Source organism: Streptomyces sp. NPDC093109, assembly GCF_040701725.1.
GTDB lineage: Bacteria > Actinomycetota > Actinomycetes > Streptomycetales > Streptomycetaceae > Streptomyces.
This window is the reverse complement of the sequence record NZ_JBFBEZ010000005.1, coordinates 137,519-156,148: the sequence shown is the minus strand read 5'-3', so window position 1 is coordinate 156,148 and position 18,630 is coordinate 137,519. Positions and strand designations below refer to the sequence as shown.

Genomic DNA, 18,630 nt, shown 5'->3' with positions numbered 1-18,630 from the left:
CTGTGCGGATTATTCAGTCAGAGGTACGTGGTTGTTGACCGATGCCTTCTTGGCTCCAGGGTGGTCGAAAATCTCAAAGTGTACGTGCGGTACGTCGGGCCAGTGGCTTCCTTCCAGGGATTGGGGATCCATTCGAAACTGCCGCAGCCCGTCTGAACTGCGGAATACTCCACGATTCTTACCCAGTTCCTGATAGTCGTCACCCAGGAATCGCTGAGCGGCATCCAGAGCTTCATCAGCCGTCATTGGATGATCGCTCACGATGCTTCCTTGGCCCACGCGACTTCGTGTTTCGGCAACCGCTGGATGCTCAAGGCATCCGTCCGAGGGCGCCAGCCCCAGCGGGTCGCTCCACGTGTGCGGGTTGTGGACGTAAGCGGCCGGGTTCGGTGCCGGGGTCAGGCCCAGGGGGTCCGGGGTGAGGTAGCGGGCCGTTTCGGGGTCGTAGTGGCGGTGGTGGTTGTAGTGGAGGCCGGTCTCGGGATCGTAGTACTGGCCGGGGAAGCGGAGCGGGGTGTACGCGCTGCTGGTTCTGGCCCAGGTGGTGGTGCCCCACAAGGTGGTGCGGGTGCGCCAGGCGAGGGTGCCGGATTCGTCGATCAGTTCGGTGGGGGTGCCGATGAGGTCCGTGGCGATGGCGAAGAAGCGTTCGTCGATCGCGTTCTGGGAGGCGTCAGGGGCGAGGATGCGCTCCGTCTGGGTCAGGGGACGTAGTCCCTGGTGGTCCCAGGTGAGGGCGACGGTGTGGGGGAGAGCGACCCCGATGGTGGTCTGTTCGCAGAGGGTCGTGCCGTCCCAGGTGAAACGGGTCTCCTCGACGACCGTCCGGCCGTCGTCGGCGAGGCGCTGCTTTGCCGTGCGGCGGCCGAGGGGGTCGTAGCGGTAGCGCCAGCGGGTGCCGTCGGGGGTGGTGACGGCGGTGAGGCGGTCCTCCGCGTCCCACTCGTAGCGCCAGGTGTCGGGCTTGCGGGAGAGCCGCGTCTTCTGGCGCAGCGTGATGCGGCCGGCGGCGTCGTGTTCGTAACGGACGCCGCCCGCGCGGGTGATGGCGGTGCCGGTGTAGGCGCGGGGGCCGGTCGCCTCGTGGCCGGGGTGGGAGACGGGCCAGGACGCGGAGGTCTGGTTCCCGGCCGCGTCGTAGGCGTACGTCTCCGTCCAGTTGGCGGCGGTGACGGCGGTGACCCGGCCGGTCTCGTCCAGGTCGAAGCGGTGGGGGCCGCGCAGGGTGTCGTCGAGGGCGGTGAGGTGGCCGTCGGCGCGGTAGGTGTAGGTGCGGGTGTTCAGCACCTCACCAGCGGCGATCGCGCCCTGGGAGGTCAAGCGGCCCGCCTCGTCCCACGCCGAGGTGAGGGTGAGCGTGTCGCCGAAGGCGCGTTCCAGCTCGCGTCCTGCGGCGTCGTGGGCGACGGTGACGCGGTGGTCGCCGCTGGTCAGGCCGGTTACACGGTCGGCCGCGTCATAGGCGTACGTGGTGCGCCGGCCGGTGGGCGTGGTCCGGTGGACGCGGCGGCCCAGCACGTCGTACGCGTACGTGGTGGCGCGGCCGTCCGCGAGCTCCGTCTTGACCTGGCCGCGGCGGTCGTACTGATAGATCAGCTCACCGTCCGGGCCGCCGGCCTCGGTCAAGCGCCCGGCCCGGTCGTACGTGTACGTGGTCACCGCGCCCGCCGCGTCCTTGCGGATCACCCGGCCGAGCGGGTCGTGCGCGTACGCGATGGTCTCCCCGAGCGGAGTGTCCCGGGCCGCGAGTTGTCCGGCCGGGTCGAGGGTGTAAGCGACGGTGCGCCGGTCGAAGTCGGTCTCGGAGATCAGCCGGCCGGCCGGGTCGTACGCGTACGACCAGGTCAGGCCCTGCGGGTTGGCGACCTGCGTCAGGCGCAGCTCGGCGTCGTGGGTGAACTCGTAGCGGGCGCCGTCCGGGCCGGTGCGGGCCGTGAGCAGGTCGAAGTGGGTGTATTCGAAACGGGTGATGCCGCCGATGGGGTCGGTGTGGGTGAGGCGGTTGCCCTCGCCGTCGTAGGTCCAGGACTCGGTCGCGCCGTCGGGGCCGGTACGGCTCGCCAGTTCGCCGTCGGCGGTCCACCGGAGGTGGGTGACGGCTCCCAGCGGGTCCGGCATACGTACGGGACGGCCCAGAGCGTCCCGCACGTAACGGGTGGTGCCGCCGAGAGGATCGGTGATCTCCAGCGGCAGCCCTGCGGGGTCGCAGCGCACCGCGGTCACATTCCCCAGCGCGTCCGTGACGGAGGTGATCCGGCCGGCGGAGTCGTACGCGTAACGGGTGGTGTGACCGGCCGGATCGGTGCGCGCGATCCGGTTGCCGCGTTCGTCGAACTCCTGGTGGTGGCGGGCGCCGCCCGGCTCGGTGAGCTGCGTCACCAGGCCCGACGGGCCGCGTACGGCGTGCAGTTCGCCGCCGTCCGGGTGTACGACGCCGACGAGCCTGCCGTCCTCGTCGTACGCGAAGGCGGTGGTGCGGCCGAGCGGGTCGGTGCGGGTCAGCTGATTGCCGCGGGCGTCGTAGGTGAAGCGGGTGGTGTGGCCGAGGGGGTCGGTGGTGGCCAGGACCCGGCACCGGTCGTCGATCAGGTGGCGGGTGGTGGCGCCGTCGGCGGTGGTGAGGGTGGTGACGCGGTGGCCTGTGGTGGGTCCAGGGCCGGGTGTCGGTTCGGGTGTCGGTGCGGGCATGGGTTCGGGCGTCGGTTCGCTGTAGGCGAGGGTGAGCTGGAAATGTCCCGCTTCGCCGCCCTCGGCGATGACCCGGTCCCGGTCGTCGTAGACGTAGTCGTAGCGGCTGTCGTTGGAGTCGGTCCAGGCGGTGACCCGGCGGCGTTCGTCGTACGCGAAGGTGAGGGTGGCGCCGGACGGTTTGGTGACGGTGGTGAGGTTGCCGTCCGTGTAGCCGTACGCCATCAAGGGGGTGGGAGCGTCGTCCCCCGTCACGAGAGCGAGCCGCGTGACGCGGTCCTCGGCCGTGGATACGCGCAGGTGGTATCCGGCCGAGTGGACGAGGGCCTGGGGTGTGCCGTCGTCGGTGCGGTCGATGGTGAGGGTGTGGCCGTTGCGGTCGGTGGTCTGGACGAGCCAGGCGTCGCCGTCGTCGCCGGGTTCGGAACCGGGTGACGCGGCGAAGTGGCGTATCAGCCCGGTGTCGGGGTCGGTGACGGTGTAGTCGCCGTTCTCCTCACGGGTCAGCAGATCGCGCGAGGCGCCGGTGTCCGTACGGGTCGGGACGCCGGGGACGGGATGCGGGTAGGTGAGCAGCAGGCCGTCGGCGGTGACGTGGATAACGCCTACCGCGTCGATCTCCAGGCGTTCGTCGACGGTGGAGGACCAGGAGACTCCGAAGAACCGGCCCGCGCTGTAACCGGATTCGACGCGGCGGGTGAAGACCAGGGGCAGCGTGCCGGGCAGCGCCACATCGGTCTGCGGCAGGAACATACGGCCCGAGGCCAGGTCCACCGGGTCGGTGCCCTTGCTGGTCCGCTTCGGGTCCGGACGCTCGTGGGTGCCCTTCGGGGTCTCGTCGGAGAGACGGCGGGCCCTGTTGGCGTCGGCGGCCAGGTCAGCGGCCTCCTTCGCGACCCGGGCGCCCTTGACGCCGGCGCCCGCGCCTCCGGTGGCGGCGGTCAGGAGCAGATCGGGGACCATCCGGCCGAGGCCCTCGGCGGGGTCCTTCATGAAGTCCGTGACCATCTGCCTGCCCGTGCCGTACGGGTCGTTGGCGACCCGGAGCAGCCCGGTGGCCGTGCTGTTCAGCGAGAGGGCGAACTCGGCGGGGTGGGTGACGTTGTACGGGTCGACCGGGTTGACGCTGCGGGCGAAGGTGAGCAGCCCGGCGGTGCCCTTGGCGATGCCGCCGGCGAGGTGGGTGTTGAGGACGCGGTACTCGGCCATGCCGTCCTTGACCTGCTCCGCGTACGACGGCTTGGGCGGCGCCGCGTCCCGGGCCGCCCGTACGGCGCTACGGGCCGTCTCGGCGGCGGCGTCGCGCTGGCGCCGGGCCTCGGCCAGGATGTCCTGCGCCTCGTCCATCCGCGCCTTGCCGGGGTCCTTGAACTCGCCGGGGTAGGGCGGCAGGGTGGCCGGGTCCTGCTGATCGGCGGGGAGCGCGTTGTAGCGTTCGGCCGCTGTCCGGTAGGTGTCCGCTTTCTGTTTGAAGGCGGTCCGAGCCTCCTCGGACGCCTCTTTACCCGCCTTGTACGTATCGATCGCGGTCTGCGCCTGGCCCTGCGCCCACTCGACGGTCCCCGCGAACGACTCCAGCGCGCCGGCGGCCTTCTCGCACGCGTCCGCGCCCTTGAACCACTTCGGCGGCTCGATCGACACCGTGTCCCGGAACGCGTCCGCCGCCTCCCCCTTGAGCGCGGACGAGTCCAGCCCCTTCAGGCCGCGGCCGACGTCGTTGAGGGCCTTCTGGAAGTCCTTCAGATGAGTGGCGGTCGCGCGGAGCTTGGAGGCGCTGCCGTACACCAGCTTGGTCTTGTCCTCGGTCTGGCCGAGGTCCATCTCGTCGACCTCGGCGCCCATCCGGTTGGCGACCGAACGGGACTGCTCCCGCACCCAGTCGGAGCCGGAGTCCCAGCCGGCCTTCTTCATCCCGTCGGCGGTCCGGTTGCCGGCTTCCGCGACCCGGTCGCCGGCCCACTCGGTCGCGCTCTCGACCGCGTCCTCGACGACGTCGGGGGTGAGGTCGCGGACGAAATCACCAATGCCCATGGCTCAGTTGCCCCCGTCCCCGTCGGCCTGCTGCTGGTCCTGTTGCTGCCCCTGTTGTTGCGCGCGTTCCTCGGGGGAGGGGCCGAACGTGTCGTCCACGGCCCGGTCGAAGTCCTCCTCGTCCACGCCGATCAGAGTGCTGAGCACGCTGGAACGCTCACCGAAGGTGCCCTCGGTGGCCATCGCCCGCCCGGTGTCCTTCCAGGCCTGCCCGGCTTCGTCCGCCGCCTGCCGGAACGATTCCGCGCTGTAGTCGGGGCGCAGATCCGGGGCGAGTACATCGCCCCAGCCCTTCTCGGCGATGTCGTCCTCCGAGGCATGGGGACTGCCGACGGCGGAGTTCACGACGACCTTCATCGCCCCCTGGACGTACTGGTCCTCCTCCCAGACGATCCCCGCGGCCAGGCCCAGCTTCGCGGCGATGGTGTTGGCGTCCTGGACGAGGGCGCGGATTCCCCACTCCCAGCGCTCGCAGTAGTCCTCGAAATCGGCTGACAGACCGGAGTGGCCGGCCTCCATGCCGGTCATCGCGAGGCCCGAGAATCCCTTGCCCAGCGCCGAACCGGTCGTGGAGCCGACCTCGCCCAGGTCGGACACCACCGCCCGCAGCCCCTCGGTGATCAGCCGGACGCTCTCCGCGCCGACGTTCAGATCCTCCGCGCCACCGCCGCCCATCAGGTACGTACCTGATGCGGTACGTCGATCCCGTGCGGTACGTCGATCCTGTGCGGTACGTCGATCCCGGCGTCCACGGCGACCGCGTCGGGCACGATCCCCACCACCGGCGGGAAGAGCATCGCCCCGTCCGGGTCGGCGACGTTGATCGCCACCCCGCCTGGCACACCCATCGCCGGCACGATCTCGTCGAGCAACCGCGCACCGCGCAGCTCCGCGAACTCCCAGGGTGCGCTTGTGCCGTAAGCGTTCCTGGCGTCACTGGTGCCTTCGGTGGCGCCGGTGGCGCCGGTGGCTTCGGCGGCTCGTGCCTGCGCGAACCGGGCCAGCGCGGCCTGATCCGTGAATCCGAAGATCCACCGCACCCCGCCCGACTGCCCCGTCCACAGACCGCCGCCGTCGATCGGCACCAGCACCAGCGCCCGCCGCAACTCGCCCACGAGCGCCCGGTGATCCCCCACCCCGGCCCGCCGCTCGGCTATGCGCGCGGCAAGTGCCGTTCCGTCATGCGTTGAGTCGTCGCGCATGAAGTCCCCCGTCGCAGAACAATGACGCATCAGGTTACTGGTCGGGCTTGTGTGGAGGAGGAGGTAATAGGTGAGGAGGGGGTGAGAGATGAGGAGGGGGTGAGAGGTGAGGGTGTGCCGGCAGCCTGTGCCCCGAGGGGACCGTTGTCAGTGGTCTGGTTCATTCTTGGCGGAGCAGCTCAAAGCAGCGCAGAGCCGTACGCAACCACATCAGCGCCCGCACCATCGGAGAGAGCCGACGATGAAGACGATGAACACGTCCCGCCGGATCGCGGCCTGCCGCGGGACCGGATCCGGAAGGGCCCCGGCGTAAATGCACGACCACGACCACGACATCCCGCCCTTCACCCCCGAACAGACCGCGGCCGCCCTCAACCCTCCTCCCGGGCGCACCGGTGGCGACCTCGTCGTCGAGACGCTCTACGGCCTCGGCGCCACCACCGTCTTCGGGCTGTCCGGACAGCACGCGCCCGGCATGTTCGACGCGCTGCGCCGTTCCTCCCTCGACTACGTCGGCCTGCGCGTCGAGAGCAACGCGGGCTTCGCCGCCGACGGGTACGGCCGGGTCACCGGGGAGGCCGCTCCGCTGCTGCTCTCCGCCGGGCCCGGCGCGCTTGCCGCGCTCGCCGCGCTCCAGGAGTCGGCCGCGGCCTCGGCCCCCGTCGTCGCCATCGCCGGCCAGGTCCCCACGGCCGGTCTCGGCGGTGGGCGCCACGGTCATCTGCGTGAGCTCCGCGACCAGCAGGCGTCCTTCCGCGATGTCGTGAAGTCCGTGCACCCGGTCCGTACCGCCTCCCAGATCCCGTCCGCGATCGCCGCCGCCTGGGAGTCCGCGCTCACCGCGCCGCACGGCCCGGTCTGGGTGGAGATCCCGCAGGACGTCCTGCTCGCCGAGACCACGCTGCCGCCGGTGACCGCGGTGGACGCCACCCCGCGCGAGCTGCCGCCGCGCCCCGAGCTGACCGCCGTCGCCGCGCACGCGCTGTCCCACGCCGAGCGACCGGTGATCATCGCGGGCGGCGGGGTGGTACGGGCCGACGCGGCCGGGAAGCTCCGCGCGCTCGCCGAGAGGCTGGACGCGCCCGTCGTCACCACCTTCGGTGGCAAGGGCGCCTTCCCCTGGGACCATCCGCTCTCGCTTCAGTCCTGGCTGGAGGACCGGCACACCACCGACTTCCTGGAGGACGCCGATGTCCTGCTGGTCGTCGGTTCGGGCCTGGGCGAACTCTCCTCGAACCACCACACCTTCCGCCCGCGCGGCCGGGTGATCCAGATCGAGGCGGACCTCGGCAAGCTGGAGTCCAACCACCCGGCGCTCGGCATCCACGCCGACGCGCGGGCCGCGCTGTCCGCCCTGCTGGACTCGGTGGCGGAGCGCCGCGACCCGGCCGCGGCCGAATCGGTCCGTACGGTGCTCGCGAAGGTACGGGAGCGGATCGCCGGCCAGGACCTGGGGTTCGAACAGCGGGTGCTCGCCGCGGTGCGCGAGGCGCTGCCCGCCACGTCCGCCGGCTTCTGGGACATGACGGTCCTCACCTACTGGGCCTGGTCCGCCTGGCCGGGACCGATGCACTCCGGCCAGGGCGCCGGCGGCCTCGGCTACGGCTTCCCCGCCGCGCTCGGCGCCGCCGCGGCCGACCGTACGACGCCGGTCCTCGCCGTCTCGGGGGACGGCGGCGCGCTGTACTCGATCGCGGAGCTGGCCACCGCCCGCCAGTACGGCCTGCCGGTGACCTGGCTGATTGTCCACGGCGGTGACAGCGACGGTGACGGCGACCGTGAGGGTGACGGTGACGGCGGCGGTTATGGAACCCTGGGCGCGTACACGACCGACGCGCCCGCCCGCCCCGACTTCGTCGCCCTCGCCGAGTCCTTCGGCGTCCCGGCCGTCCGTACGGCCCCGGAGACGCTCCGTGAGGATCTCGCCAAGGCGCTGGCGACTCCGGGCCCGTCGGTCGTCGTCCTCCCGGCGTCGCTCAAGATGTTCGCTCCGACACATCTCACCGGCCGGTGACCAGTCGCTGACCAGGCGCTGACCCGTCCCTGAACGCCGTCCGACGGGCGCCGGGCCTTTACAGAACGCGTACTGTGTCCGGCGCCATACAACCTTCCGACCGCCCCATGCATCATGTGTTCGAGTGCGGCGCTGACGGCGCACGCGTACTCGGTACGTACTCGCGTACGCACTCGCATATGTAGTCGCACTTACGCGCAGCAGGGGCGGGACTCTTCATGACTCACCAGCGAATACCCCGGCGTGCCCGGGGCGTACTCTCCGTCGCCCTCGCCGGGGGTGTACTCATACCGGTCGTGGCCGCCGCCGCGCCGGCCTCCGCCGCCACCCCGGCCGTGGTCTGCACCTCGGACAAGGCCGGCCTCGCCGCCAAGATGGTCAAGGACATCACCGCGGCGCTCGCCGGCAGGAAGGCCACCACGGCCCTCTCCGTCCATGACCGCACCACCAACACCCGCTGCACCCTGCGGGCCACACAGAAGTACGACTCGGCCAGTGTGGTCAAGGTCACGGTCCTGGCCACGCTGCTCTGGGACGCGCAGAAGACCGGCCGCAAGCTCACCACGCGGGAGACCGGTCTCGCCACGGCCATGATCACCAAGTCGGACAACGCGTCGACCAGCACGCTCTGGAAGCAGCTCGGTCTGACCAAGATCAAGGGCTTCCTCAAGGCCGCGAAGATGACGCAGACCACTCCAGGCGCGGACGGTTACTGGGGACTCACCCAGATCACCGCCGCCGACCAGCGGCAGCTGCTCTCCCTGGTGACCGCCAAGAACACCGTGCTCAGCGACGCCTCCCGCGCGTACATCCTCGGCCGGATGAGCAAGGTCGTCGCCTCCCAGCGCTGGGGCGTCCCCGCCGGGGCCCCCACCACCGCCACGGTCCAGCTCAAGAACGGCTGGCTCCAGCGGTCCACGCACGGCTGGCGCGTGCACAGCATCGGCGCCTTCACCGGCAAGGGCCACGACTACACGATCAGCGTGCTCACCCACGACAACAAGACGATGAACGACGGCATCAACACCATCCAGGCCGTCGCCAAGGTCGTCCACAAGAACCTCAACCCCACCGCCGCCAAGTCCACCGCCACGGTCCAGGTCGCCCCGTCGGCCGCGTACGACACGATGCCCGCCACCCCGGAGACCCGTTCGACGCAGTAGGCCCGTTCGAGGCAGTAGGCCCGTTCCGCGCCGTAGGACCGTTCGCGGTCGCGGGTCTGTTCGAGACCTAGGTCCTCAGGACCGTCTTTTGTTGCGGAGGGATGAAATCCGCTGCCGCCCGCGTTGGTGCCATCCGGCAGAGCAGGGCGATCGGACCCATGGTCCGGCGAGCGGGAGGCAGCAGTGGCGGCGGCGGAGCAGGGCTGGGCACGGCGGCTGTCCGGGTACGCGTGGCGGTACCGGCGGGATGTGCTGCTCGCTCTCGGGTCGTCGCTCGTCGGCATGGCGGTGATGGCGCTCGTACCGCTGATCACCAAGGTCGTCATCGACGATGTCATCGGCGCCGGATCGCGCTCCCTCGCGGTCTGGACCGGCCTGCTGGTCCTCGCCGCCCTCGTCGTCTACGTCGCCACGTTCATCCGCCGCTACTACGGCGGGCGGCTCGCCCTCGACGTACAGCACGACCTCCGTACCGAGATGTACGAGACGATCGGCCGCCTCGACGGCCGGCGCCAGGACACCCTGTCCACCGGGCAGGTCATCGGCCGCGCCACCAGCGACCTCCAGCTCATCCAGAGCCTGCTCTTCATGCTGCCGATGACCATCGGCAACGTCCTGCTGTTCGTGATCTCCCTGGGGATCATGGCGTGGCTGTCACCGCCCCTGACCCTGGTCGCGCTGGCCGTCGCCCCGGCCCTCTGGCTCATCGCCCGCCGCAGCCGCGCCAAGCTGCACCCCGCCACCTGGTACGCGCAGTCGCAGGCAGGGAACGTCGCCGGGGTCGTGGACGGCGCCGTCTCCGGGGTCCGGGTCGTCAAGGGCTTCGGGCAGGAGGAGCAGGAGACCGGCAAGCTGCGCGAGGCGGGACGCACCCTCTTCGCCGGACGGCTGCGCACCATCCGGCTCAACTCCCGCTACACCCCAGCCCTACAGGCCGTCCCCGCCCTCGGCCAGGTCGCGATGCTGGCGCTCGGCGGCTGGCTGGCCACCCGGGGGGAGATCACCCTCGGCACGTTCGTCGCCTTCTCCACCTATCTGGCCCAGCTCGTCGGCCCGGTCCGGATGCTCGCCATGGTCCTGACCGTCGGGCAGCAGGCGCGCGCCGGCGTGGAACGGGTGCTGGAGCTGATCGACACCGAACCCACCCTTCAGGACGGTACGAAGGAGCTTCCTGCGGACGCCGAGGCGTCGGTCGAGTTCGACGACGTGTCGTTCGCCTACGAGGACGGCCGGCCCGTGCTCGACGGCTTCTCGCTGGAGATGCGCGCGGGCGAGACCGTCGCCGTCGTCGGTGCCTCGGGCAGCGGCAAGTCCACGCTCTCACTGCTGCTGCCCCGCTTCTACGACGTCTCGCACGGCGCCGTCCTCGTCGGCGGCCACGACGTACGCGAGCTGACGACGCACTCGCTGCGCGCCGCCATCGGGCTCGTACCGGAGGACAGCTTCCTCTTCTCCGACACCGTCCGCGCCAACCTCGCCTACGGGAAACCGGACGCCACCGACGAGGAGATCCACCGCGCCACCCGTGCCGCCCGGGCCCACGAGTTCATCACCGAGCTGCCCGACGGCTACGACACGGCGGTCGGCGAGCACGGCATGACGCTCTCCGGCGGCCAGCGCCAGCGCGTCGCCCTGGCGCGGGCGATCCTCACCGACCCCCGGCTGCTCGTGCTCGACGACGCGACCTCCGCCGTGGACGCGCGCGTGGAGCACGAGATCCACGAGGCGCTGCGCGACGTGATGGCCGGGCGTACGACCCTGCTCATCGCCCACCGTCGCTCGACCCTCGGCCTGGCCGACCGGATCGCCGTCCTGGACGCGGGCCGGCTCGCCGACATCGGCACGCACGACGAGCTACAGGAACGTTCCGCTCTCTACCGGCGGCTGCTCACCGAGCCCGGCGAACTGGGCGGGGTCTCGCCCGGCCACGCCCCGGTCGAGGCGTCCGCCGCCGACGGCGGCAGCCCGGAGGACGACCGGGCGATCCAGCGGGAGATCGACGCCGAGTTCGACGCCGAGCGCGGGGTCACCCCGGCCCTGTGGGTACGTGACGCGGGTGACGTGCGCGACGAGCGATGTCGCGGCGAACGATGTCCCGACGGCTCCGCCGCGCCTGCCGCGTCCATCGCGTCCGGCACGGCCCCAGGTACTGCCCCCGCTGACCCCGCTGCTTCCGGTGACGGCTCCGGTGCCTCCCCCGAACTTCTCGCCCTCGTAGCGGCGCTGCCCCCGGCCACCGACACGCCCGATGTCGACGAGGCCCGCGCGGTCGCCGCCGAGAAATCGTACGGACTGCGCGCGCTGCTGCGCGGGTTCTGGCTGCCGCTGCTGGTCAGCCTGGGGCTGGTCGCCGTCGACGCGGGCATGGGCCTGCTGCTGCCGGTCCTCATCCGGCACGGCATCGACCAGGGCGTGGAGCAGCTCGCGCTCGGCGCGGTGTGGGCGGCGTCGTCGCTCGGTCTGCTTGTCGTACTCGTCCAGTGGGCCGCGCAGATCGGCGAGACGCGGCGGACCGGCCGCACCGGCGAGCGGGTCCTCTACGCGCTGCGGCTGAAGATCTTCGCGCAGCTCCAGCGGCTCGGACTCGACTACTACGAGCGCGAGCTGACCGGTCGGATCATGACGCGGATGACGACCGACATCGACGCGCTCTCGACGTTCCTCCAGACCGGACTGGTCACCGCGTTCGTCTCCGTCGTGACCTTCAGCGGCATTCTGGTGGTGCTGCTCGTCATCGACGTCCAGCTCGCGATGGTGGTCTTCGCGACACTGCCCGTGCTGATCATCGGTACGGTCTTCTTCCGCCGCAAGAGCGTGCAGGCGTACGAGCTGGCGCGCGAGCGCGTCGGCGCCGTCAACGCCGACCTCCAGGAGTCCGTCTCCGGGCTCCGTATCGTCCAGGCGTTCCGGCGGGAGCGGTCCGGCGCCGAGCGGTTCGCCGCCCGCAGCGACCACTACCGCAAGGCCCGGGTGCGCGGGCAGTGGCTGATATCGGTCTACTTCCCGTTCGTGCAGCTGCTGTCCTCGGTGGCCGCCGCAGCCGTGCTGATCGTGGGCGCGGGGCGGGTGGAGGCCGGCACGCTGACGACGGGCGCGCTCGTCGCGTACCTGCTCTACATCGACCTGTTCTTCGCGCCCGTGCAGCAGCTCTCCCAGGTCTTCGACGGATACCAGCAGGCGACCGTCTCGCTGGGCCGCATCCAGGAGCTGCTGCGGGAGCCGACCTCGACGGGCGCCGCCGAGAAGCCGCTGGACGTCGGGTCGCTGCGCGGTGAGATCGCCTTCGAGAACGTGAGCTTCGCGTACGGAGCTGGTGCGGAGACGGGCGCGGAGGCGGGTGCGGGTACGGAGGCGGCGCCGACAGGGGAGGCGACGGGGGAGCCGACGGGGGAGCCGACGGGGGCCGGCGCGGATCCGTCGGCCGGTGAAGTGGCGCTGTCCGGGATCGATCTGCGGATCGCGGCCGGCCAGACCGTCGCCTTCGTCGGTGAGACCGGCGCGGGCAAGTCGACCCTCGTCAAACTGGTCGCGCGGTACTACGACCCGACCGGCGGCCGGGTCACGGCGGACGGCAAGGACCTGCGCGCGCTGGACCTCGCCTCGTACCGGCACCGGCTCGGTGTCGTGCCGCAGGAGCCGTACCTCTTCGCCGGTACGGTGCGGGACGCCATCGCGTACGGGCGTCCCGGGGCGAGTGACGCGCAGGTGGAGACGGCGGCCCGCGCGGTTGGCGCGCACGACATGATCGCCACGCTCGACGGCGGCTATCTGCACGAGGTCGCCGAGCGTGGCCGCAACCTGTCCGCGGGCCAGCGCCAGTTGATCGCCCTGGCCCGCGCCGAGCTGGTCGATCCGGACATCCTGCTGCTCGACGAGGCGACGGCCGCGCTGGACCTGGCGACCGAGGCACTGGTCAACCAGGCCACCGAGCGGCTCGCGGGCCGCCGTACCACCCTGGTCGTCGCCCACCGGCTGACCACGGCGGCGCGCGCGGACCGGGTGGTCGTGATGGACCACGGGCGGATCGTGGAGGACGGCTCCCACGAGGAACTGCTCGCGCTGGACGGCCGGTACGCCAGGCTCTGGCGCAGTTTCCTGGGCCTCGGGGAGGGCGAGGCGGAGGAAGAAGCGGCTGTGGTGGGTCGGGCGCGACAGACCGAGGATTGATCGCAACCATCCCCGCTCCCTGCGCGTCGTACGCGTGTACGTAGAAAAGCCATAGGGGGCACCTTTGTTCGGTTTGCCAGGGGCGGGGGCACGGGCGTCGCGGTTCAGGCCGGGGGCGCGCGGGACCCGGACCCGTTGGACCCGCTGGACCGGGCTCGGGAGGTCGATGACCCACGGCCTCGCGGTGCTGACGGCGATGGGCGCCCTGGTGGTGGCCGACCCGGGCGCCGAGCCGGCCCGAGCGGCCTCCGTGTGCTCGGGCCGACCCGTGCGTACGGTGCCGTTCGCCACCGGTGAGCTGCGGGTGTACAAGGTCCGCGACTACGCCTGCGCGATCACCGTCGCCAAGAAGCCGGGCCAGAAGCGCCCCATGTCGGTCAGCCTCCAGCCGCGCGGCGGCAACGCCGTGGTGGACAGCGGCCGTTATACGCGCCACGCGGGTCCGGTCACGGTCCACGCGCTCAACCGGTGTGTGCGCGCCACCGGTTCCGTCGCCGGGAAGTCGGGCTCGACCGGCTGGATCCTCTGCTGAGGCACGCTGAGGCACGCTGAGGCACGCTGAGGCACGCGTCCCCGGCGCCGTAGCGCGCTCCCTGACGTGGTGTGGGTCTGGCGGGGCGGGTGGCCGCCCGCTAGGTTCACGACGTCTGTCATGAACACAGGGAGCGTGCATGCGCAAGGCGTTGAGATGGTTGTTGTCGCTCGTGCTGGTCATAGGCGCGGTGGCCACAGCGGGTGCGGCCACCGCCGCCGAGACCACCGACACCGACATCAAGGACCGAATCCTGGCGATCCCGGGGATGAGCCTGATCCAGGAGAAGCCGTACACCGGCTACCGCTACTTCGTTCTCAACTACACCCAGCCGGTGGACCACCGGCACCCGTCCAAGGGGACCTTCCAGCAGCGCATCACGCTGCTGCACAAGGACACCAGCCGCCCCACGGTCTTCTTCACCAGCGGCTACAACGTCTCCACGAACCCCGGCCGCAGTGAGCCGACCCGGATCGTCGACGGCAACCAGGTCTCGCTGGAGTACCGCTTCTTCACCCCGTCCCGGCCCCAGCCGGCCGACTGGTCGAAGCTGGACATCTGGCAGGCGGCCAGTGACCAGCACCGCGTCTTCACCGCGCTGAAGAAGATCTACGAGCGGAACTGGCTGGCCACCGGCGGCTCCAAGGGCGGCATGACCGCCACGTACTACGAGCGCTTCTACCCGCGCGACATGGACGGCGTCGTCGCGTACGTCGCGCCCAACGACGTGGTGAACAACGACGACTCGGCGTACGACCGCTTCTTCGAGCGCGTCGGCACCAAGGAGTGCCGCGACAAGCTCACCGCCGTGCAGCGCGAGGCGCTGATCCGCCGCGTACCGCTGCAGAAGAAGTACCGGGCGTGGGCCGAGGAGGAGGGCGCGACCTTCACCACCATCGGCACGCTCGACAAGGCGTACGAGGCCGTCGTGCTCGACTACGCGTGGGGCTTCTGGCAGTACGGGCTCCTCGACGACTGCGACAGCATCCCGCCGGCCACCGCGTCCGACGACGACATCTACAACAGCGTCGACGCGATCTCCGGCTTCTCCGCGCCGACCGACCAGAGCCTCGCCACGTACACGCCGTACTACTACCAGGCGGGCACCCAGCTGGGCTGGCCCACCATCAAGCAGCCGAAGCTGGCCAAGCTGAGCCGGTACGGCTACCAGCCGCCGCGCAGCTTCGTGCCGAGCGAGATCCCGATGAAGTTCGACCCGCGCGTGATGCCGGACGTCGACAAGTGGGTCCGCGACCACGCGAACCGGATGCTGTTCGTGTACGGGCAGAACGACCCGTGGGGCTCCAAGCCGTTCCACCTCGGCCGCGGCGCGCGCGACAGCTATGTGTATGTCGCGCCGGGCGCCAACCACGGTGCCAATGTGGCGGGTCTGGTCCCGGAGCAGCAGGCCAAGGCCACCGCCCGGATCCTGGAGTGGGCCGGCGTCGCGCCCGCCGCCGTACAGAAGGACGAGGCGAAGGCGAAGCCGCTGGCGGCGTACGACGCCAAGCTGGACCAGCAGAAGCTGGACCGCCGCCACACGCTGCGGCCGTAGTTCCCGCCGCCGGGCCCGCCGCCGCCGGACAGGCGACGGCGGCGGCGGTGCCCGGCGGGCTTCCGCGTCAGTACGTCAGCCCGTGCCCGATCGGATAGAGGACCCGGGCCGGATCGTCCGCGCGCTGCACCGGCACGGGCAGCCGCCCCCGCGGCCGGACCTGGCCCGCGATCACCCGCGCGGCGGCCCGCACCTCCACATCCGTCCAGGAGTAGGTGGCGAGCGACGCCCTGACCCCGGACAGCTGGGCGATGTCGTACGGATTGCGCAGCGCGACCGTCACGACCGGCACCCCGGTCTCGGCCAGCGCGCGGACCAACGTGCGCTGCGCGCTGCTCGCCGACACGTTGTACGTGGCCACGATCACCGCGCCCTTGCCCCGCGCGGCGGTCACGGCCGCGTCGATCAGCGCCTGGGCCGGCGCCGTACCGGTGACCTGGGTGGTGGTCGTGAAGCCCAGCTCCGTCAGGGCGCCCGCCAGGACGCTCACGGGCGGCCCGGTCGTCCCCGAGGGCGAGGCTACGTCCGCGCCGACGACCAGCAGATCCCGCTCCCGGTTCCGGTTCAGCGGCAGCAGCCCGCCCTCGTTGACGAGCAGGGTGGTGGTCGCGTCGGCGATGCGGTCCGCGGCGGCGAGATGCGCCCGGGAGCCGACCGTACGGCTCACCTCGGCGACCGGGACGTACGGATCACGGAAGAGCCCCAGCCGCTCCTTGAGCGTGAGCACCCGCAGCACGGACTCCTCGATCCGCCGCACACTCAGCTCACCGCCGCGGACGGCGGCCAGCACGGCGTCCCTGGCGAGGCGCAGATTCGGCGGGTTGAGCAGCTGGTCCACGCCCGCCTTGAGGGCGAGGACGGGCACCCGGTCGTCGCCGTACTTCTCCCGGACGCCCTTCATGTCGAGCGCGTCCGTGATCACCACACCGTCGTAGCCGAGCTGTTCGCGCAGGATGCCGGTGACGATGGGCCGTGAGAGCGTCGCCGGATCCTCGCTCGGGTCGAGCGAGGGGACGACGATGTGCGCCGTCATGATCGAGGCGGTCCCGGCGGCGATCGCGGCCCGGAACGGCGGCGCGTCCAGGGCGGTCCACTGCGCGCGGGTGTGGTGGATGGTGGGCAGCGCGTAGTGGCTGTCGTCCGTCGTGTCGCCGTGCCCGGGGAAGTGCTTGGCGGTGGTGGCGATCCCCGCGCTCCGGTACCCCTTGATCTGCTCCGCCACCAGCCCGGCGACGGCCGCCGGATCGGCGCCGAACGACCGTACGCCGATGACGGGGTTGGCCGGGTTGACGTTGACGTCCGCGTCCGGCGCGTAGTTCTGGTTGATGCCCATGGCGGCCAGCTCCGCGCCGGCGATCCGGGCGGCCTCGCGCGCGTCGGCGGGGGAGCGCGAGGCGCCGAGCGCCATCGCGCCCGGCAGCAGGGTGGCGGGCTTCCCCACGCGGGCGACGGCGCCGTGCTCCTGGTCGGTGGCGATCAGCATCGGCACGGCGCCGGGCCGGTCCCGTGCGGCCCGCTGGATGCCGTTGGAGAGCGCGGCGATCTGCCGCGGGTTACGGGTGTTGTGCGCCCAGCTGAAGTAAATGATGCCGCCGACGTGGTACTTGGCGATCAGCTCGGCAGCGGTACGCACCCCGATCTCGGCCAGGTTGGCGTCGATGTCGGCCCGGTCGGGGGCGGTGGCGGAGTGTCCGTACACCCGCATGACGAAGAGCTGGCCGACCTTCTCCTCCAGGGTCATCCGGGAGACGATCCGGCGGAGCCGGCCGGGGCGCGCGACGGCGGGCGCGGGGTAGGGCCGGGCGTGCGCGGGGAGAGCCGTGGCGGAGACCGCGGCCGCCGCTACGGCGGTCGCGCTGAGAAGAGTGCGTCTGGAGAGGGACCGGTCCTGCACGGGTGCTCCTTTCGGCCTTGCACTGCGAGGAAGCGGAAGGAAACTTCCAAATATTCACGGGTATCCGGAAAATAACTGTCACGGAAAATAACTGTCAGTCAAGAGACGCGGCGGCGCGGAGCCGGCAGGGCGACCACCGGCGGGGGAGCGGGAAGGGCCGCCACCGGCGCGGAAAGGGGGACGCACCGGTGGCGGACGTGTGGGCCGACGGCGCGGAGACCCGTCGGCGCACGTCAGTAGGACGAGAGCCACGAGCCCGGGGTTCCGCCGCGCGCCACGGAATTCGAACGCTCGCGGGACCGTACGGGAGCCCCGGCGCGAGTCCGTACGCGAGTCCGTACGCGAGTCCGTACGCGAGTCCGTACGCGAGTCCGTACGCGGGCGCGGACACGGACGCGGACGCGGGCCGGACGTGCGCTCGTACGGCGGTCGGGCCCGTCCGGGTGCCGTCAGCCGGCGGCGACCGTCGGCCAGCGTCTCCGCAGGGTCTCCACGGCCACCGTGACGGCCGGGCGCCTGGCCGCGCCCGTACGCCACAGCGCGTACAGCCGCCGCGTCGGCACCGGGTCGAGGGTGATCGCCCGTATCCCCTCCGGCAGCGGACCGCGGCCCAGGCGGGGCATCATGGCGATACCGAGGCCGGCCGCGACCAGGGCCAGCTGCGTATGGTTCTCCTCGGCCTGGTGCGCGAGATCCGGCTCGCAGCCCGCCGCGCGCAGGGTGCGGACCAGCCAGTCGTGGCAGACCGTTCCTGGTGGCTGGCAGATCCAGCGCTGGCCCGCCAGCTCCTCCCTGCGCAGCGAGGAGCGTGCCGCCAGCGGATGTCCGGCCGGGACCAGCAGATCGCACCTGTCGTCCCCGATGACCGCCTGCTCCACGCCCTCGGGCGCGGGCAGCGGTGCGATGTCCCAGTCGTGGGCGACCGCCAGGTCGATCGCGCCACGGGCGACCAGATCGATGGAGAGATGCGGATCGACCTCACGGAGCCGCACATCGAGAGCGGGGTGCAGCTCGGCCAGTTCGGCCAGCACACCGGGGAGCAGCCCCCGGGCCGACGAGGCGAACGCCCCGACCGTCAACTGTCCGGTCGGCTGCCCCCTGCGCTCCTCCAGCGTGGTCTCGGCACGCTCGACGATGGCGAGCAACTCCTCCGCCGTGGCGGCGAGATGGCGCGCCTCGTCGGTGAGCGCCACGCCACGGCCACGCCGTTCGAGCAGGGGCGTCCGGGTCTCCCGCTCCAGCTTGGTGATCTGCTGGGACACGGCCGAGGGGGTGTAGCCGAGGAAGGCCGCCGCCGCCGCGACGGAGCCGTGCACGGACACGGCGTGCAGCGCCCGCAGCCGGGCCAGGTCGAGCATGGGTCACCTCATTCGTAAGCAACGCT

Annotated in this window: 10 protein-coding genes; 5 read left to right on the top strand and 5 right to left on the bottom strand. The window is 71.5% G+C overall.

Translation table 11 applies throughout. The annotated features are described in order from the left end of the window. Positions 1–9 precede the first annotated feature (9 nt). The 3 genes from AB0389_RS07690 to AB0389_RS07680 are packed head-to-tail and all read right to left on the bottom strand — an operon-like array spanning position 10 to position 5,921. The gene (locus tag AB0389_RS07690) at positions 10–4,719 is read right to left on the bottom strand and encodes a putative T7SS-secreted protein (protein ID WP_366394412.1); all 4,710 of its coding nucleotides are present in this window, start codon (positions 4,717–4,719) and stop codon (positions 10–12) included. Positions 4,720–4,722: 3 nt separating this feature from the next. Then, complete coding sequence (locus AB0389_RS07685) at positions 4,723–5,394, bottom strand: hypothetical protein (protein WP_366394411.1); 672 nt, start codon at positions 5,392–5,394, stop codon at positions 4,723–4,725. Next, positions 5,394–5,921, bottom strand: a complete 528-nt coding sequence (locus AB0389_RS07680) for a hypothetical protein (RefSeq protein ID WP_366394410.1) — start codon at positions 5,919–5,921, stop codon at positions 5,394–5,396. Before AB0389_RS07680 ends, AB0389_RS07685 begins: the two co-directional genes overlap by 1 nt. 313 nt (positions 5,922–6,234) lie before the next feature. Here AB0389_RS07680 and AB0389_RS07675 point away from each other — a divergent pair, with 313 nt between their 5' ends. From AB0389_RS07675 to AB0389_RS07655, 5 genes are all read left to right on the top strand, one after another. Continuing rightward, positions 6,235–7,935: a thiamine pyrophosphate-binding protein gene (locus AB0389_RS07675; RefSeq protein WP_366394409.1), complete on the top strand. Its 1,701-nt coding sequence runs from the start codon at positions 6,235–6,237 to the stop codon at positions 7,933–7,935. Positions 7,936–8,153: 218 nt separating this feature from the next. Further along, the gene (locus AB0389_RS07670) at positions 8,154–9,098 is read left to right on the top strand and encodes a serine hydrolase (RefSeq protein WP_366394408.1); all 945 of its coding nucleotides are present in this window, start codon (positions 8,154–8,156) and stop codon (positions 9,096–9,098) included. A gap of 183 nt (positions 9,099–9,281) precedes the next feature. Further along, positions 9,282–13,265, top strand: a complete 3,984-nt coding sequence (locus AB0389_RS07665) for an ABC transporter ATP-binding protein (protein ID WP_366394407.1) — start codon at positions 9,282–9,284, stop codon at positions 13,263–13,265. 166 nt (positions 13,266–13,431) lie between these two features. Beyond that, positions 13,432–13,797 (top strand): hypothetical protein, encoded by a 366-nt coding sequence (locus AB0389_RS07660; protein ID WP_366394406.1) that lies wholly within the window; start codon positions 13,432–13,434, stop codon positions 13,795–13,797. Positions 13,798–13,936: 139 nt separating this feature from the next. Beyond that, a complete protein-coding gene (locus tag AB0389_RS07655; protein ID WP_366394405.1) occupies positions 13,937–15,352 on the top strand; it encodes a S28 family serine protease in 1,416 nt (471 codons plus the stop codon). A 67-nt stretch (positions 15,353–15,419) separates the two neighbouring features. On the opposite strand, the gene AB0389_RS07650 is transcribed toward AB0389_RS07655, so the two are convergent. Together AB0389_RS07650 and AB0389_RS07645 are read right to left on the bottom strand one after the other, a co-directional pair. Beyond that, positions 15,420–17,246 (bottom strand): glycoside hydrolase family 3 protein, encoded by a 1,827-nt coding sequence (locus AB0389_RS07650; RefSeq protein ID WP_366394404.1) that lies wholly within the window; start codon positions 17,244–17,246, stop codon positions 15,420–15,422. A 449-nt stretch (positions 17,247–17,695) separates the two neighbouring features. Then, on the bottom strand, positions 17,696–18,604 hold the full coding sequence (locus AB0389_RS07645; RefSeq protein WP_366394403.1) for a LysR family transcriptional regulator: 909 nt from the start codon (positions 18,602–18,604) through the stop codon (positions 17,696–17,698). Positions 18,605–18,630 lie beyond the last annotated feature (26 nt).

Coding starts and splice junctions, on each gene's coding strand:
- AB0389_RS07670 (WP_366394408.1), top strand. CDS start 8,154: ATGACTCACCAGCGAATACCCCGGCGTGCCCGGGGCGTACTCTCCGTC.
- AB0389_RS07690 (WP_366394412.1), bottom strand. CDS start 4,719: ATGGGCATTGGTGATTTCGTCCGCGACCTCACCCCCGACGTCGTCGAG.
- AB0389_RS07685 (WP_366394411.1), bottom strand. CDS start 5,394: ATGGGCGGCGGTGGCGCGGAGGATCTGAACGTCGGCGCGGAGAGCGTC.
- AB0389_RS07655 (WP_366394405.1), top strand. CDS start 13,937: ATGCGCAAGGCGTTGAGATGGTTGTTGTCGCTCGTGCTGGTCATAGGC.
- AB0389_RS07675 (WP_366394409.1), top strand. CDS start 6,235: ATGCACGACCACGACCACGACATCCCGCCCTTCACCCCCGAACAGACC.
- AB0389_RS07660 (WP_366394406.1), top strand. CDS start 13,432: ATGACCCACGGCCTCGCGGTGCTGACGGCGATGGGCGCCCTGGTGGTG.
- AB0389_RS07645 (WP_366394403.1), bottom strand. CDS start 18,604: ATGCTCGACCTGGCCCGGCTGCGGGCGCTGCACGCCGTGTCCGTGCAC.
- AB0389_RS07680 (WP_366394410.1), bottom strand. CDS start 5,921: ATGCGCGACGACTCAACGCATGACGGAACGGCACTTGCCGCGCGCATA.